General features: G+C 54.5%; 14 protein-coding genes. 7 read left to right on the top strand and 7 right to left on the bottom strand.

The genetic code is table 11. The features are described 5' to 3' along the window. Positions 1-144 precede the first annotated feature (144 nt). The 6 genes from chvE (at position 145) to ACFE33_RS06525 (ending at position 7642) form a co-directional block, all read left to right on the top strand. Positions 145-1209 carry a multiple monosaccharide ABC transporter substrate-binding protein gene (gene chvE, locus ACFE33_RS06550; protein WP_380058277.1) on the top strand — a complete coding sequence of 355 codons (1065 nt, stop codon included), beginning with the start codon at positions 145-147 and terminating at the stop codon, positions 1207-1209. Between the two features lie 75 nt (positions 1210-1284). Next, complete coding sequence (gene mmsA / locus ACFE33_RS06545) at positions 1285-2805, top strand: multiple monosaccharide ABC transporter ATP-binding protein (RefSeq protein ID WP_380058275.1); 1521 nt, start codon at positions 1285-1287, stop codon at positions 2803-2805. Between the two features lie 12 nt (positions 2806-2817). Continuing rightward, a complete protein-coding gene (mmsB, locus tag ACFE33_RS06540; protein ID WP_380058273.1) occupies positions 2818-4014 on the top strand; it encodes a multiple monosaccharide ABC transporter permease in 1197 nt (398 codons plus the stop codon). Positions 4015-4023: 9 nt separating this feature from the next. Continuing rightward, positions 4024-5766 carry an L-arabinonate dehydratase gene (gene araD, locus ACFE33_RS06535; RefSeq protein ID WP_380058271.1) on the top strand — a complete coding sequence of 581 codons (1743 nt, stop codon included), beginning with the start codon at positions 4024-4026 and terminating at the stop codon, positions 5764-5766. A 1-nt stretch (position 5767) separates the two neighbouring features. Continuing rightward, positions 5768-6700 (top strand): Gfo/Idh/MocA family protein, encoded by a 933-nt coding sequence (locus tag ACFE33_RS06530; RefSeq protein WP_380058269.1) that lies wholly within the window; start codon positions 5768-5770, stop codon positions 6698-6700. Between the two features lie 24 nt (positions 6701-6724). Further along, positions 6725-7642 carry a dihydrodipicolinate synthase family protein gene (locus ACFE33_RS06525; RefSeq protein ID WP_380058267.1) on the top strand — a complete coding sequence of 306 codons (918 nt, stop codon included), beginning with the start codon at positions 6725-6727 and terminating at the stop codon, positions 7640-7642. A 40-nt stretch (positions 7643-7682) separates the two neighbouring features. Here ACFE33_RS06525 and ACFE33_RS06520 read toward each other — a convergent pair whose 3' ends face one another. From ACFE33_RS06520 to ACFE33_RS06490, 7 genes are all read right to left on the bottom strand, one after another. Continuing rightward, positions 7683-9059: an FGGY-family carbohydrate kinase gene (locus ACFE33_RS06520; protein WP_380058265.1), complete on the bottom strand. Its 1377-nt coding sequence runs from the start codon at positions 9057-9059 to the stop codon at positions 7683-7685. Continuing rightward, entirely contained in the window at positions 9056-9370 is a 315-nt protein-coding gene (gene rhaM / locus ACFE33_RS06515) for an L-rhamnose mutarotase (protein WP_380058263.1), read from the bottom strand. The genes ACFE33_RS06520 and rhaM overlap by 4 nt, the downstream gene beginning before the upstream one ends. Then, entirely contained in the window at positions 9370-10362 is a 993-nt protein-coding gene (locus ACFE33_RS06510) for an ABC transporter permease (RefSeq protein ID WP_380058261.1), read from the bottom strand. The genes rhaM and ACFE33_RS06510 overlap by 1 nt, the downstream gene beginning before the upstream one ends. Then, entirely contained in the window at positions 10359-11345 is a 987-nt protein-coding gene (locus tag ACFE33_RS06505; protein ID WP_380058259.1) for an ABC transporter permease, read from the bottom strand. The genes ACFE33_RS06510 and ACFE33_RS06505 overlap by 4 nt, the downstream gene beginning before the upstream one ends. A 1-nt stretch (position 11346) precedes the next feature. Continuing rightward, positions 11347-12879: a sugar ABC transporter ATP-binding protein gene (locus ACFE33_RS06500; protein ID WP_380058257.1), complete on the bottom strand. Its 1533-nt coding sequence runs from the start codon at positions 12877-12879 to the stop codon at positions 11347-11349. A gap of 67 nt (positions 12880-12946) precedes the next feature. After that, positions 12947-13939: a rhamnose ABC transporter substrate-binding protein gene (gene rhaS / locus ACFE33_RS06495; protein ID WP_380058255.1), complete on the bottom strand. Its 993-nt coding sequence runs from the start codon at positions 13937-13939 to the stop codon at positions 12947-12949. A 45-nt stretch (positions 13940-13984) separates the two neighbouring features. Next, complete coding sequence (locus ACFE33_RS06490) at positions 13985-14788, bottom strand: DeoR/GlpR family DNA-binding transcription regulator (protein ID WP_380058253.1); 804 nt, start codon at positions 14786-14788, stop codon at positions 13985-13987. A gap of 187 nt (positions 14789-14975) precedes the next feature. Between ACFE33_RS06490 and ACFE33_RS06485 the strand changes: the two genes are divergently transcribed. After that, positions 14976-17078 (top strand): bifunctional rhamnulose-1-phosphate aldolase/short-chain dehydrogenase, encoded by a 2103-nt coding sequence (locus ACFE33_RS06485; RefSeq protein WP_380058251.1) that lies wholly within the window; start codon positions 14976-14978, stop codon positions 17076-17078. Positions 17079-17120: the final 42 nt, after the last annotated feature.

The raw sequence follows: 17120 nt of genomic DNA, 5'->3' as shown, positions 1-17120 counted from the left end.
CCAATTATGATATGATAATGTCAAATATTGTAATTTGATTGATATGTATATTCCCCCTATCCAATCTCCACGACAGCGCAGACCTGTCGAGAATCGCCCGCATGGGCATTGGCGGCTTGGAACCGCCACTTTTGGGAGGAATTTATGAAAAGACGGACTTTCGGGCTTTCGGCCCTTGCACTCACGGCTGCCCTTGCGGCAACTCCATCATTCGCAGCGGACAAAGGTACCATCGGTATCGCGATGCCAACCAAGTCTTCGGCACGCTGGATTTCAGACGGCAACTCAATGGTCGAGCAATTCGAAGCGGCTGGCTATGAAGTAGACCTGCAATACGCAGAGGACGACATCCCCAACCAGCTCGCGCAGATCGAGAACATGATCACCAAGGGCGTTGATGTGCTTGTAATTGCGGCGATTGACGGCACGACGCTCTCGAACGCGCTTGAGAACGCACATTTCGCAGACATCAAGACGATCGCTTATGACCGCCTGATCCGCGACAGTGAGTATGTCGATTACTACGCGACATTCGACAACTTCAAAGTGGGCGTACAACAAGCAACTTCGGTTGTGGATGGCCTAAAGGAACGCTTCCCCGATCAAGAAACTTGGAACGTAGAGCTTTTCGGCGGCTCACCTGACGATAACAACGCCTATTTCTTCTATAATGGCGCGATGTCGGTGCTTCAGCCCCTGATCGACGATGGCAAAATCAACATCGTTTCCGGCCAAATGGGCATGGATACGGTCGGCACACTTCGCTGGGATGGTGCTGTTGCGCAGGCGCGTATGGATAACCTCCTCTCTGCGCATTACACCGACGAAGTCGTAAATGGCGTCCTAAGCCCCTACGATGGTCTGTCCATCGGTATCCTCAGCTCTCTTAAGGGTGTGGGCTATGGTTCTGGCGATCTAAAAATGCCAATCGTTTCCGGCCAAGACGCCGAATTGCAGTCGATCAAATCCATCATCGCAGGCGAGCAGTACTCAACCGTATTCAAAGATACGCGCGAGCTGGCACGTGTGACTGTAGGTATGGTTGATGCGCTCTTGCAGGGTGGCGAACCAGAAATCAACGACACCGAAACATATGACAACGGCGTAAAAGTTATTCCGTCCTATCTACTTGAGCCTGTCTCTGTGGACGCAAGCAACTACGAAGCCATTGTAATCGATTCTGGCTACCACAAGAAAGACGACCTCTAGAGTTTCGTCTTTGAAAAGCCTGTTCCGGCGGCGTGTCCTGCGGCTGGAACAGGTTTAACTGCGGGGAGCAGGATTTTGAAATCTCTACTAGAAATGCGCGGCATCACCAAAGTTTTTCCTGGTGTGAAAGCGTTGGACAATGTCGATCTTCAGATCAAAGAGGGCGAAATTCACGCGCTCGTCGGGGAAAACGGCGCGGGGAAATCCACCCTGATGAAGGTCCTTTCCGGTGTCTATCCCAAGGGCACCTATGACGGCGAAATCCACTATGACGGGAAGCTAGCGGAGTTTGCGGGTATCTCCGATAGCGAAGAACTTGGGATCATCATTATCCATCAGGAACTGGCGCTTGTTCCGCTCCTCTCGATAGCAGAGAACCTGTTTATCGGGAATGAATGCGCAACCAAAGGCGTTATCAATTGGCCCGAAACATTCCGCCGCACCGAGGCCCTTCTTAAGAAAGTCGGCCTGAGTGAGGCGCCCGCCACCCAAATCGACCGGCTTGGGGTTGGCAAACAGCAACTTGTTGAGATCGCAAAGGCCCTCTCGAAGGACGTGCGGCTGCTGATCCTCGACGAGCCAACCGCCGCCCTTTCAGAAGCCGACAGTCAGGCCTTGCTTGATCTCTTGTTAGAGCTGAAATCCGAGGGCGTGACATCAATCATCATTAGCCACAAACTTAACGAGGTACGTCGCGTCGCCGACACCATCACTGTCATTCGGGACGGTACTACGGTTTCGACGCTGAACGCCCGCACCCAAGAAATCACCGAAGATCGCATCGTGCGTGATATGGTTGGCCGCGATATGTCGCAACGTTATCCTGCACGCGAGCGCCGCGCGGATGACATGCTTCTGGAGGTTTCAGACTGGAACGTTTGGCATCCGGAACACACGACGCGCCAAGTGATCGACGACATCAACTTCCATGTACGCGCCGGCGAGGTTGTCGGGATCGCCGGACTTATGGGCGCGGGCCGAACCGAGCTTGCAATGAGCTTGTTCGGGCACAGTTATGGCCGCAACATCCGCGGCAATGTAAAGGTCCGCGGCACTCCCGTTTCAACGGCAACGGTGCCCGACGCGATTGCCAGCGGCCTTGCGTATGTTACAGAGGACCGCAAGGAACTTGGCCTGATCCTAGAGGATACAATCCTGCGCAATACGACACTTGCGAACCTTGCGGATGTCTCTTCGCGCGGGGTCATCAATCATGCCGAAGAATCCAACGTTGCCGAACGGTATCGCAAGGCGATGAATATCCGCACGCCCAGCGTATTTCAGAAGGTCATGAACCTTTCGGGCGGGAACCAACAAAAAGTTGTCCTGTCAAAATGGCTCTTTGCTCAGCCGGAAGTGCTGATCCTAGACGAGCCAACACGTGGCATTGATGTTGGCGCGAAGTACGAAATCTATGGAATCATCAACGAGTTATCCGCGCAAGGTAAAGGCGTTGTGATGATCAGCTCCGAGATGCCAGAGCTCTTGGGAATGAGCGATAGAATTTATGTCATGAATGAGGGTCGTTTCGTCGGTGAACTCACCGCAGACGAAGCCAGCCAAGAGCGCATCATGTCGCTCATTGTTACAGATTAGGAACGCAATCGCATGTCGCAAACAGCTACAAACACTTCGCAAGAAAAACCGGGTATGGCGCATTACCTCTTGGGGCATATGCGGGAATACGGCCTTTTGTTCGCTCTGATTGCCATCATGGTGTTCTTTCAGATCGTAACCGACGGCACCCTCCTTAAACCGGTGAACATCACCAACCTATTCCTACAGAATAGCTATATCATTATTATGGCCCTCGGGATGCTGATCGTGATTGTGGGAGGGCATATTGACCTCTCGGTCGGATCGGTCATGGGGTTTATCGGCGCGCTGGCGGCGGTGATGATCGTGAATTGGGACATTCCGGTGTTCCTTGCCATCCCCGTCTGCCTTCTGTTCGGCGGCTTGATCGGCGCAGCACAGGGGTACTGGGTTGCGTATTGGAACATCCCCAGTTTCATCGTGACACTTGCGGGGATGCTGGTGTTTCGCGGGCTTTCTCTCTGGCTCCTTGAGGGGCAGTCGATCGGTCCCTTCCCCAAGTCGTTCCAGCTTCTCTCTACTGGCTTTATCCCTGATATCTTCGGCGTAAACCGCCCGAATGTCACCGCACTCGCCGTTGGGATTATCGCGGTAATGTCTATCCTTTGGCTGGGCCTGCGCAAACGTGCGCGCAACACGGCCTATGGCATCGAAGACGAGCCAATGAGCTTCTTTGTGGTACGCAATCTGATCGTGGCGGGCGCACTTCTGTTTGTTGTTTACAAGCTCTCCACATTCCGCGGGCTGCCCAACGTTCTGATTACCATGGGCATTCTGACCATCATCTACGCATTCCTCACCGAGCAAACCACGCTTGGCCGTCGGGTCTATGCATTGGGTGGCAACGTCAAGGCGGCCAAACTCTCTGGCATCCGTACCGAGCGCCTGACATTTCTGACCTTCGTGAACATGGGCGTTCTCGCCGCGCTCGCGGGCCTGATCTTTGCCGCGCGCCTGAATACGGCAACCCCAAAGGCTGGCTTCGCAGTAGAGCTTGACGTGATCGCAGCGGTGTTCATTGGCGGCGCGTCAATGTCGGGCGGCGTTGGCAAGATCGTCGGCGCGGTTGTCGGGGCCTTTATCATGGGCGTCATGAACAACGGCATGTCGATCATGGGGATCGGCATTGATTATCAACAAGTCATCAAAGGCCTCGTGCTTCTCGCGGCGGTTATCTTTGATGTCTACAACAAGCAAAAACAAGGTTAGGGCCGAAACATGACGTTCACTCCAGCAAAATGGCCCCGCAAACTCCGCTCACAAGAGTGGTTCGGCGGCACAAGCCGCGACCACATCTATCACCGTAGCTGGATGAAGAACCAAGGCCTTCCCGCGGACCTTTTCGATGGGCGCCCCGTAATCGGGATTTGCAACACATGGTCGCAACTTACGCCATGCAACGCACATCTTCGGGACCTCGCAGAACGAGTAAAGCACGGGATATACGAGGCCGGCGGCCTACCGTTGGAGTTTCCAGTATTCTCGCCAGGCGAGAGCACGTTACGCCCAACAGCGATGATGTATCGCAACCTTGCCGCAATGGATGTCGAAGAAGCCATCCGCGCAAATCCGCTGGACGGAGTTGTACTGCTTTGTGGTTGTGACAAAACCACGCCCGCGTTGCTTATGGGCGCGGCGTCGGTTGATCTTCCTGCGATCATGGTTTCTGGCGGTCCGATGCTCAACGGCTGGTTCCGTGGTGAGCGGGTGGGATCGGGCACTGCGCTTTGGCAGATGTCCGAGGATATCAAAGCTGGTAAGATGACCAAGGAAGATTTCCTCGAAGCAGAACAATCCATGAGCCGCAGCCCCGGTTCTTGCAACACCATGGGAACCGCATCTTCGATGGCGAGCATGGTCGAAGCACTTGGGATGACGCTCTCTGGCAATGCGGCAATCCCAGCCGTAGACAGCCGCCGCCGCGTCATGAGCCACGTCACAGGACGCCGTATCGTAGAAATGGTGAAGGAGGACCTTAAACCCTCCGATGTCCTGACCCGCAAGGCATTCGAAAACGCGATCCGCACCAACGGCGCTATCGGCGGCTCAACCAATGCGGTTATCCACCTTACAGCGATCGCGGGACGCGTTGGCGTTGACCTAAACCTAGAGGATTGGGACAAGCTGGGGCGTGACGTACCCACCATCGTTAACCTGATGCCGTCGGGTAAGTACCTGATGGAGGAGTTCTTTTATGCTGGTGGATTGCCCGCCGTCATCAAACGGCTTGGCGAAGCTGATTTGCTTCACAAAGACGCGCTGACGGTTTCAGGCGAAACTGCTTGGGAACAAGTTAAGGTCGCCCAAAACCACAACGAGGATGTTATCCTGCCCGTTGACGCACCCTTAACAAAACAGGGCGGTATCGCGGTATTGCGCGGGAACCTTGCGCCAAACGGTGCGGTACTCAAGCCCTCTGCGGCCACGCCTTCGCTTCTAAAGCATCGCGGCCGCGCCGTGGTGTTTGAGGATATCGACGACTACAAAGCCAAGATAAACGACGAGGATCTCGATATCGACGAGACGTGCGTGATGATCCTGAAAATGTGCGGCCCGCGTGGGTATCCGGGAATGTCAGAGGTCGGCAATATGGGTCTTCCGCCAAAAGTTCTGCGCAAAGGGATCACCGATATGGTTCGTATCTCGGACGCGCGCATGTCGGGAACCGCCTATGGCACGGTGCTCCTACACACGAGCCCAGAGGCCGCCGCGGGTGGACCGCTGGCCATTGTCCAAAACGGCGACATGATCGAGCTAGATGTCGAAAATCGCCGCATCCACCTCGATGTGTCCGACGAAGAAATCGCGCGTCGTTTGGATGTATGGAAGAGCCCCGTCAAAAAGCCCGAGAGCGGCTATGCCCGGCTCTTCCATGAGCATGTCACAGGAGCGGATACTGGTGCCGACTTTGATTTTCTGAAAGGTTGCCGCGGCAACGCCGTACCAAGGGATTCTCATTAGAATGACAGACAAGACATATAAAATTGGCATCGTGGGAGTAGGCAAAATCGCCCGCGATCAGCACATCCCCTCAATTTCCGAGAACGCGCAGTTCGACTTGGTCGCTACTGCAAGCCGCAACGCACAAGTCGGTGGCATACATGGCTATCAATCGCTCGAGGAGCTGCTCGCAGCAGTCCCCGATGTTGATTGTATTTCGCTCTGCACTCCACCACAGGCGCGCTATGACGATGCCCGCCGCGCGCTGCTTGCAGGCAAACATGTTATGCTTGAGAAACCTCCGGGCGCAACATTGAGCGAAGTGAACGACCTCTTCGCACTTGCGCGCAAACAGGGCGTCACGCTCTTTGCCACTTGGCATTCGCGCTTCGCCGATTACATACCCGCGGCCAAGGAATGGCTCGAGGGGAAAACGGTCCGCAAGATCGAAATGATCTGGAAAGAAGACGTGCGCCGTTGGCATCCCGGACAGGAATGGATTTGGGAGGCAGGTGGCCTCGGCGTATTTGATCCGGGTATCAACGGGCTCTCCGCGCTAACGGAAATTTATCCAAGCCCGCTCCATATTCGCAAAGCCGACCTCATGTTCCCTGCGAACCGCGACACACCGATTGCCGCAAGCCTTGTATTTGGCGATCCGAATGGCGCCGAAGTGACAGCCGAATTCGACTGGCGCCAGGATGGCGATCAGTTCTGGGACATTCATTTTACAACCGACCAAGGCACCGCAAGCATTCGCGATGGTGGCGCGCGCTTTATCGTCGATGGCGAGGTTGTTGGCGAAGGGTTGGACCACGAGTACGGCAACCTCTATGCGCGCTTTGCTAAACTGTTGGACGATAACGCAATCGACGTTGATCTCTCGCCTCTCACCCATGTTGCCGATGCATTCATGCTTGGCCGCCGCCAAGAAGTCGCCGCTTTTAACTGGTGATCCCCACATCCGAAAGGACATGATTTGAAGACCCCTCTCACAGGTATCCTGCCCGTTGCCCCTACTCCCTTTCACGCCGACGGACGAGTTGATGAACACGGTATGCGCCGCGTTTTGGATTGTCTTATCGACCAAGGCGTAGATGCGATATGTATTCTCGCGAACTATTCCGAACAGTTTGTCCTTTCGGACGAAGAACGCGCAATTCTTACTCGTCTGAGCCTTGAGCACGTGAACGGCCGCGTTCCCGTTATCGTCACAATCAGCCACTTTTCGACGGATATCGTCGTGAAGCGTGCCAAGGAAGCTCAGGCGCTCGGGGCCGCGATGGTAATGATGATGCCACCGTATCATGGTGCGGGTCTGTTCCCAGCGGAACAAGGGATTTTTGAGCATTTTGATGCTGTAAATCAGTCGATCTCAATTCCGATTATGGTTCAGGATGCTCCGCTAAGCGGTGTGACGCTTTCGGTCCCCCTACTCGCGCGCATGTCCAAAGAGCTTGAGAATGTAAGCTATCTAAAAATTGAATGCCCCTTCGCGGCAGACAAACTCGCAGCCCTCATCGAAGCAGCAGGCCCACATATTGCGGGCCCGTTTGACGGCGAAGAGGCCGTTACGCTGCTCGCTGATCTGGACGCGGGGGCGACGGGCACCATGACATCCGGATTGTTCCCAGAGCACATCCGCCCAATCGTCACGAACTATCTAGCAGGTGACAAAGACGCAGCTCTCGCGCAATGGCAAAAATGTCTGCCGCTCATCAATCACGAGAACCGCCAATGCGGTCTGCGTGCCTGTAAAACGGTCTATGCCGCTGGTGGTGTGATCGAGAGCGACTATGTACGCCACCCGCTCAAGCCCATGTCAGAACGCACCAAATCTCGCCTGCTCGGACTGGCAAAGGATCTGGACCTAATTGCGTTGAACTGGGGCAAATGAAACTACGGCCCCCCTCGGCGTAATAGCCATGGGGGGCCACTTAATGCACTAATTCCCGCCACCGCTCGACATAGGCCTTAGCCAATTCAAGCGGTAGGTGGTTCTCGGCCGTTTGGGTCTTGAGACGCTGATCTGGCTCGTTCTTTAGAAACAACATAGCCGCGCCAATACTTGTGCCCGTGGCACCCTCAGAGATCATGACCTCGCGCCCACTCGCTACTGTGAGCATAGCAAGGAAGTCGCGGTTCTTGCTGAAGGGGCCTTCAATTATGATCGGCCCTTCGGCTCCAGCAACATCGAGGCAATCGCAGGTCACAAGCGCCAAATAGAATGATAGCGCACAGGACCGCGCAGCGCTTGCGGGCTCTGGCTCACTCGGTAACCATTCCGCTTTTCGTCCCTTGTATGGGCCAGCGGTTGGCTCCACTGCAGGCAGAAGCATCAGTTGCTCGCGCAGCACATGCTCGGCGTCCTCGGGCGTGGCTTGCACATCGGAACCTACTGACGCGATTTCATACTCCCGACCGCCCATAAATCGTGCCGAAGGGACAGGCTTGCCGAAGGCATCGACATTCACGAAGGTTTCCTGCGCGGGATCGAGCGCAATCTTGGACGCGCCAACCGCCATGGCGATCACCCAAGTTCCGGTGGAAACAACCGAGAAAGCCCCCTCGCGACCCAGCAAGTTCGGATAGAGCGAAGCATTGGAGTCGTGAATACCGCAAAGGACGGGGGTATCCGCAGCAAGGCCGGTTTTCTCTGCAATCCAAGGAAGCACGGTTCCAAGCACGTCGGTAGATTTATGCGCAGGAGCGATTTTATCGCTAATATTCAACGTATCGGTGAGGCTGGAGTATGTGCCGGCGTAAGGATTCCAGAGGTCCGTATGGCATCCAAGCGACGTCACATCACTTGCGATCACGCCCGTAAGTAGGCTGCCCCAATACTGCGGATATGTGACAACATGCTTGGTGCGGTCATGCAGTTCGGGGTCGCGCTTAAACTGCCAGAAAAACTGCGCACCTACATTCAACCCGCGCGCAAGCTTGGGCGAACCCGTTTCCGCGAAATCAGGGCGAATGGCGTCATACTCTGCAGCGACTTCGTCTGGGCCTTCGTATTCATAATCGAGGATTGGCGCTGCAAGGTCGCCGTTTTCATCCAAGAGCACCGCACTCGCGCCGTGGGTCGTGATGGAAATGCCTGTAATTCCGTATTCTCGTTGGAAGTTGGTCAGCGCATCAAGCAGAAACTCCCAGTGCCCTGCTACGTCGAAATGTGGCCACGGGCCATCATTCACGACTTTATTTGGCCGCGTCACAACAGAGATTTCCTGAAGCTTTTCCAAATCCACAAGCGCAAGTTTAGCGTTAGTCTTGCCGATATCTATGACGGCGATATGCCTTGGTTGTGTCATGGCAGGTGGAATACCGTTTCAAGAGGTTTCACAACGGGCTCGTTATTGTCGTGCGTATCCATAAGGTCCGCCATATAGGCCCACCATTTTTGCATAACGGGATGGTTCGGAAGGTCATCCATTTTGTGGTCATCCTCACGCCATAGCACACCAAAAAGCGTGTTGGTTTCCGGACTTAGGTGAATGGAGTAATCCGAAACGCCTGCATCCTTGAGCAGCGCTGCAAGCTCTGGCCATATCTCATCATGGCGGCGCTCGTATTCATCGCGTTGTCCCGCTCGAAGCTGCATTGTGAAAGCGATCTTTTCCATTAGTTCATCCGCGCTTTGAGATTAGAGAACAAACGTGGAAGCGCGATCACACCAATCAACAACAGACCGATAAAGATCGACATCACGATCCCCGGTACGTTCAGCAACCCAAGGCCGAATGTTACCAGCCCCATCACGAATGCGGCGATTACCACACCGGGAATGCTGCCTGAACCGCCCAGGATATTAACCCCGCCGAGCACAACCATCGTCACGACCTCAAGCTCCCAACCCTGCGCAATCGAAGGGCGCGTAGACCCAAGCCGCGAGGTCAAGCAGATCGCCGCGATACCGCTCATGAGGCCCGTCAGAAGGAACAGAATGAACTTCACCCGCTTCACCCGCACGCCCGAGAATGTCGCCGCCGTAGGGTTATTGCCAATAACGTAAACGGTGCGGCCAAAGTTGGTTTTATGAAGGACCACCCAGTAAATCAATGCAAAAGCCGCAAAGAGTACCATCTCGAAGCTGATGACCCAGAACACGTACCCCTGCCCAAAGAAGGCAAAATCCGCAGGATAGCCGCGATAGGCCTGATCTCCGAGCACGATATAACTGATGCCGCGAAAAAGGCTCATGGTGCCGATTGTTACCACAATCGAAGGTAGCCCCATGATGGTGACTAGCACCGCATTAAATGCGCCACACGCGAGGCCGACCAGCAAACCGATCAGTACAATCTCGGGGGTGCCCGCGCCATATTGAACGGCGGCCCCCATTGCCGTGGAAGCCAAGGCGATAATTGAAGCAACGCTCAGGTCGATTTCCCCCGCGACGATCAACAGCGCCATCGCAAAGGCAATCATCGCCTTTTCAGTAAAGTTAAACGTCGCATCAGAGAGGTTCCACGCGTTCAGAAAGTATGGAGACGCAAAGGAATTCACGACAAAGATCGAGATCGCAACCGCGAGCAGCAGCACTTCCCAGCTTTTGATAAACCGCTGAAACGGCGTGGTGAGACGATCGGGAATAGTACGTTCGGTCATACTCATGATGTTGCATGCTCCGCAGATTTAAGGATGACACGGCCCTTCACGCGGTTTGCACGGGCGTTGAACGCAACAGCAAAGATGATAGCCGCACCGGAGATGGCCAGTTGCCAGAAGGGAGAGATGTTAACGACGGGAAGTGCGTTCTTGATGACGCCAAGGAACAACGCCCCCAAGAGCGCGCCCCCAACCGAGCCGATACCGCCCGCAATGGAGATCCCTCCAATAACGCAGGCTGCAACGACCTCAAGCTCGAACCCGCCAGCGATATCCACATAAGCAACCGCATAGCGCGCCACCCAGAGATATCCAGTTAGTCCTGCCAGCGCGCCAGAGATTACAAAGGCGGCGAACTGTGTTTTGCCAACGTTTATCCCCGTATAGACCGCAGCATGCGGGTTCCCGCCAACGGCAAAGAATGCGCGCCCAAGTGCGGTGCGGGAGATCAGGATGACGAACAGGATCACAACTATAATCGCAAACCATGTAAGGCCCTGTACTCCGAGGAACATTCCGCGCGGAAATGCTGTAAAACTATCGCTCATCTCATGGGCATTGATCCATTTCCCATCCGAAATCAGAAAGATAACGCCGCGGAAGATTGTCATCGTGCCAAGCGTCACAACGATGGGTGGAATATCGAGCTTCCACACAAGAATACCGTTAATTGCGCCCATCAGCGCGCCCAAACCAACGGCAATCGTTATGATCACGACAATCGGAAGACCCGGCATCGCCGTGTTGATCATCGCAACGACCATGCCCGTCAAAGCAAGGTTCGCAGCAACGCTTAGGTCAATACAGCGGGTCAAGATAACCACCATTTGCCCAAGCGCCAAAATGATCAGCGGCGAGGTATCGTTAAGAACTGCGAGCAGGTTGGCCGGCGCAATAAAGCCCGGAAAGCGCGACGCGATGAGCGCCAGCAACAGCACAATCGCATAGAGAAGGATTGCTTCGCGCGAGGTCGAAATTCGTTTCAACATATTATGTCTCCGAGATGCCGGCAGCGTGCCGCACCAAAGTTTCAGGAGTAAGCGCATCGCCCGCAAGTTCCGCGACCATCCGTCCTTCGCGCATCACAATTACGCGGTCGGACATGCCCAGTATTTCCGGAATCTCGGAGCTGACCATAATCACCGAGAGGCCCTGCTCTGCGAGTTCCGCCATGAATTCATGCACCGCCGCTTTCGATCCGATGTCGATACCTTTGGTCGGTTCATCGAGGATGATCACGCTGGGTTGAGTGGCGAGCCATTTGGCGATCACAACCTTTTGCTGGTTGCCGCCGGAAAGATTGCCGACGTTCTGATCCAACGACGCCGCGCGCAAATCCAAACGCGATGTATATTCGCGCGCCAGAGCGAATTCCTCCGCAAGTCGCAAGAAGCCCTTTCGCGACGTTTGAGACAACGAGGGCAGTGTGACGTTTTGGAAAATAGGCAATCCCGTCACTGCGCCCTGCTTGCCGCGATCCTCTGGCACATAGACAATACCATTCGCAATTGCCGCAGCGGGCGAACGGATTACCTTGATATCCCCATGAAGTCGCACCACACCTTTGGACGGTTTGGTGATACCGAAAAGGGATTGCATAAACTCGGAACGACCTGCGCCAACAAGACCATAAAACCCAAGGATTTCACCGCGCTTGAGAGAAAAGTTAATTTCCGCGAACTCGGTCGGGTGGCTATACCCCGTAACCTGAAGAACTTCAGGCCCGATATTCGCCTTGCGTTCAGGGAAGATCGCATCAACTGAACGACCAACCATCATGTTCACAAGGTCATCCTCGTTCACGTCGGCAATCTTGCCTTGGCCTACGAACTGCCCGTCACGGAACACTGTGTAACGGTCGGCAATTCGGAAAATTTCGTCGAACTTGTGAGAGATAAACAGGATGGCCTTGCCCTGCGCCTTGAGTTGCTCAACCAGCTCGTACAGCTCGGTGATTTCTTTGTGGCTAAGAGCGGCGGTTGGCTCGTCCATGATCACCACGCGCGCATCAACCGAAAGGGCGCGCGCAATGGCAACTAGGTGTTTGTTCGCAATCCCCAGATCGCGAAGGCGCACGGTAGGGTCAATATTTGCGCCGATATCATCAAGGATAAGATGCGCGCTTTCAATCATGGCACGCGTATCAATCAGCCCCGTTTTGGTGCGCGGCGCGTGACCGATAAAGATATTTTCGGCGACGGACAATTCATCGAAGAGCACGGTTTCCTGATGGATCGCCGTAACCCCCATATCCGAGGCATGGTGCGCTGTCGGAAACGAGACCACCTGATCGTCAATCAGGATTTCACCGCCGTCGGGCTGGTAAATACCTGTCATGACTTTCACAACGGTCGATTTTCCTGCGCCGTTTTCACCAACGAGAGCCGTCACTTGTCCTGGATAAAGCTCAAGCGACACTTCATTCAGCGCCTTGACGCCCGGAAAAATCTTGCTGACCCCCTTAAGCGCCAGAACAGGTTTTCCCGTTGATGAATCCAACGTATTTTTAGTCTCCAACAACATGCGAAGTCCGTAATTTTAGGAATAAGGATGCCCTGACGGGGAGCGCGTCAGGGCAAGAAGTGCGACTTTAGAAGATGTCTTTAAAGTCGGCGATGTTGGACGCATCGTAAACAAACGGGTCCGCCATAGCGCCCTCGTTGTTTTCATCCAGCGTCAAAGTACCCATGCGACCCATTGGAATTTCCGCATTCGGCGCTGCTTCTGCTTTGTCTGTTGCAAGGTTGTAAGCCAGCATTGTTGCAGAGTAGCCGAGGTCAATCGGGTTCCAGATCGCAAAAGACTTGGACGCACCGCTTTCGATCGCACCAGCCATTTCGGACGGAAGTCCAAGGCCAGTTACGTTCACTTCACCGATCTTGCCCGCATCAGCAACAGCCTGCGCCGCCGCAACGATACCAACGGATGTCGGCGCAATGATTGCCTTGAGGTCGGGATATGTTTGCATCAGGCCATTGGCTTCGCGATAGGATTTGTCCGCGAGGTCGTCACCATAGACTGTTCCTACAACATTGATGCCTTCGTAGTTCGGCAGAACTTTGTTCATCTCTTCGATCCAGATGTTCTGGTTTGTCGAAGTTGTTGTCGCAGAGAGTACAGCCACATCACCACCGTCAGGAAGGTGATCTGCCGCCAACTTAACAATCATGTTCCCAATCAATGGGTTGGACGATGGGTTCAGGTGAAGCTCGCGCCCTTCGGGGGCTACGCCGGAATCCCAGCTGATGACGGTGATGCCGCGCTGCATTGCTTTCTTGAGCACAGGTACGAGCGCGTCTGTATCGTTCGAAGAAACAGCAATCGCGTCAACTTGCTGAGCAATCAGCGCGTTGATGACTTCGATTTGCCCTTCGGCAGTTGTGTCGGTTGGACCAGTATAGATGATCTCTACGTCACCAAGCTCGGCCGCAGCTTCTTCTGCGCCCTTTGCGGCCGCCTCAAAGAAACCAATCCCGAGCGCCTTAACAACAAGTGCGATGCGCGTATCTTCGGCCTGAGCCGCGGATGCCGTGAACATGGCCGCAACAGCAACAGACGTTAGTGCCTTCTTTAGAATACTCATGTTTTCTCCTCCACTGAGTAATTTTCCCGACATCCAGTTATTTTGTTATGATGCCGAGCTTTCTTGTTTTGTGGCCGTATTGGGGGCCACCACGAGTTTTACATCCGCTGCTTCGAGCATGGATGCATCCTTGTCTGAAATCCGCTCATCGGTAATGACGGTGTGAATCTTGGTCAGCGGGCACAGCACGAGGCTGGATCGGTTCTTGAACTTGGAACTATCGGCCAAAACGACTAACTCATCCGCCTGTCCGATCAGTTTTTGCTCTGCCTGTATCAAGAGCGGGTCCGCTTCCATCAAGCCAAGCGGGCCGATACCCTGCGCCCCCATAAACATGCGCCGCGCATAGAAATTACGTGTCACGTCGTTATCAAACGGCGACAGGATAATGTTCTGCTCGCGATAAATCGCGCCACCCGACAGCATGATCGTGTTCTTGGAGTTCTTAAGAAGGTGTTCTGCAATCGGAAATGAATTGGTGAACACCTGAAGGTGCCGCGTTGCGAGCGGGTGCACCATCTGGAACGTGGTTGTCCCGCCATTGATGATGATGGGATCGCCCTCTTCGCACATCTCTGCTGCTGCGCGCGCGATGGCCTGCTTTTGTGGAACAAACCTTGTTTCGTTGATCGAAAACGGTCGCCCCGCAAGCCCGACGAATTGCGGCGGGTTGATAGATTCGGCCCCACCACGCACACGGCGAAGCTTCTTCTGCATATGGAGAGAGGCAATATCACGGCGAATGGTCGCCTCGGACGCACCTGTCAGTTGACAGATATCGAGCACAGTCACCACAGGTCGATCCTGTACCGCTGACAATATGATGCGATGGCGCTCAGATTCGTGCATTTCGTCCTCCCTTGGCCAGAAGATTGCGGTCACTTCCGCTCATTGTCAACAATATTTTGTCATAACCAATCATATATTCACCATTATTGACCGATCATGATTGTTTCTGATTGACATAACGCCGCACTCCGCTCATTGTTTACGTGATTTCAATCACAGATAGCCGATTTTTATCGGGAGGAAACAGATGCTAAAACCTGCTGACGCGCCCAAGCTCGTAAATGCTTGGGAGGAGGATACCGCGAAGGGAATGAGCCAGTCGGAGCTCTTGCTATATCGCTCGAATTTGCTTGGTTCTGACAAACGGATTACCAACTATGGTGGCGGCAACACCTCTGCCAAAGTCATGGAAAAAGATCCTCTCACAGGTGAAGAAGTCGAAGTTCTGTGGGTAAAAGGTTCTGGCGGCGATGTTGGCTCGATCAAGATGGACGGATTCGCCACGCTGTACATGGACAAGCTGCGTGCGCTGAAAAGCATCTATCGCGGGGTCGAGTATGAGGATGAAATGGTCGGCCACCTGCCCCATTGCACATTCAATCTCAACCCGCGCGCGGCTTCTATCGACACTCCGCTTCATGCGTATGTTCCGCGCAAGCACGTTGACCACATGCATCCAGACGCAATCATTGCGATTGCGGCCTCCAAGAACTCGCGTGAGTTGACTCAAAAGATTTTTGGCGATGACATCGGCTGGCTTCCTTGGAAGAAACCCGGTTATGAGCTTGGCCTGTGGCTTGAGAAATTCTGTCTTGATAACCCCAACGCAAAAGGCGTTGTTCTTGAGTCCCACGGACTGTTTACATGGGATGACGATGCGCGCGCCTGTTATGATTTGACGCTTGAAATCATCCAGAAAGCGATGGACTGGTTCGCAGAAGAAACCAAAGACATCCCCGCTTTCGGCGGCGCAAAGCACACCTCACTTCCACAGTCAGAGCGCGATGCCGTTGCAGCCGCGTTGATGCCAGCCATTCGCGGGATGATCTCGGGTCAGCAGCACATGGTCGGTAACTTTGACGATTCCGACGCGGTTCTGGAATTTGTGAACAGCAAGAATATGGAGCCCCTCGCGGCCCTCGGGACTTCCTGCCCCGACCACTTCCTGCGCACAAAGATTCGCCCGCTCGTGATTGATTTCGACCCTGCCAAGCCGGACGTAGACGCGACACTCGAAGGTTTGGAAAAGGCGATCGCGGATTACCGCGAGGATTACAGCGCATATTACGAACGCTGCAAACATAGCGACAGCCCCGCGCTTCGCGACCCGAATGCCGTTGTTTATTTGATCCCAGGCGTTGGGATGCTGACCTTCGCCAAGGACAAAGCGACCGCGCGCATTTCCGGTGAATTTTATGTAAACGCAATCAACGTGATGCGCGGCTCCTCTTCGGTTAGCGAATACTGTGGCCTACCAGAGCAAGAAGCGTTCGACATCGAATACTGGCTCCTCGAAGAAGCCAAACTACAGCGGATGCCCAAGCCAAAATCCCTCGCGGGCCGCGTAGCATTCGTGACAGGTGGCGCTGGTGGGATCGGCGCCGCGACAGCCGATCGTTACCTTGCCGAGGGCGCATGTGTTGTTCTGGCAGATATCGCAGAAGATTCATTGAACGAAACCAAAGCAGCTCTCGCCGACAAATACTCCAAAGATGTCGTGCGTGGTGTTGTGATGGACGTGACCGACGAAGCCGCGGTTCAGGCAGCCTTTGCCCAAACTGCGGTTGAGTTTGGCGGGGTTGATATCCTTGTTTCAAATGCTGGTATCGCCTCTTCGGCGCCAATCGAAGAGACCACGCTCGCGTTGTGGGACAAGAACATGTCCATCCTCTCGACGGGGTATTTCCTTGTGAGCCGCGAAGCGTTCAAGGTTTTGCGCAAGCAGGACATCGGCGGCAGCATCGTGTTCATCGCCTCCAAAAACGGCCTTGCAGCATCACCGAATGCAGCGGCCTATTGCACCGCAAAAGCGTCCGAGATTCACCTTGCACGCTGCTTGGCGCTGGAAGGTGCAGAAGCAGGCATCCGCGTGAACGTCGTTAACCCTGACGCTGTTCTTCAAGGGTCCAAAATCTGGTCAGGTGACTGGCTCAAGGAACGTGCCGCGACATACGGCAAGGACAAAGAGGGTCTAGAGGAGCACTATCGTCAGCGCTCGATGCTCAAGCGGTCAGTGTTGCCGACGGATATTGCAGAGGCGGCGTATTTCTTTGCGTCTGAGAACTCGTCCAAATCGACGGGCAATATCATCAACGTTGACGCAGGGAATGTTCAGGCATTCACACGCTAAATATTTGGGCTCGGCCACGCGTCGAGCCCGCTTGAACGCAAG

Origin of the sequence: Falsihalocynthiibacter sp. SS001 (genome assembly GCF_042445055.1) — a bacterium.
GTDB lineage: Bacteria > Pseudomonadota > Alphaproteobacteria > Rhodobacterales > Rhodobacteraceae > Falsihalocynthiibacter.
The sequence above is the reverse complement of the archived record's forward strand: the minus strand, read 5'-3'. Positions and strand labels throughout refer to the sequence as shown.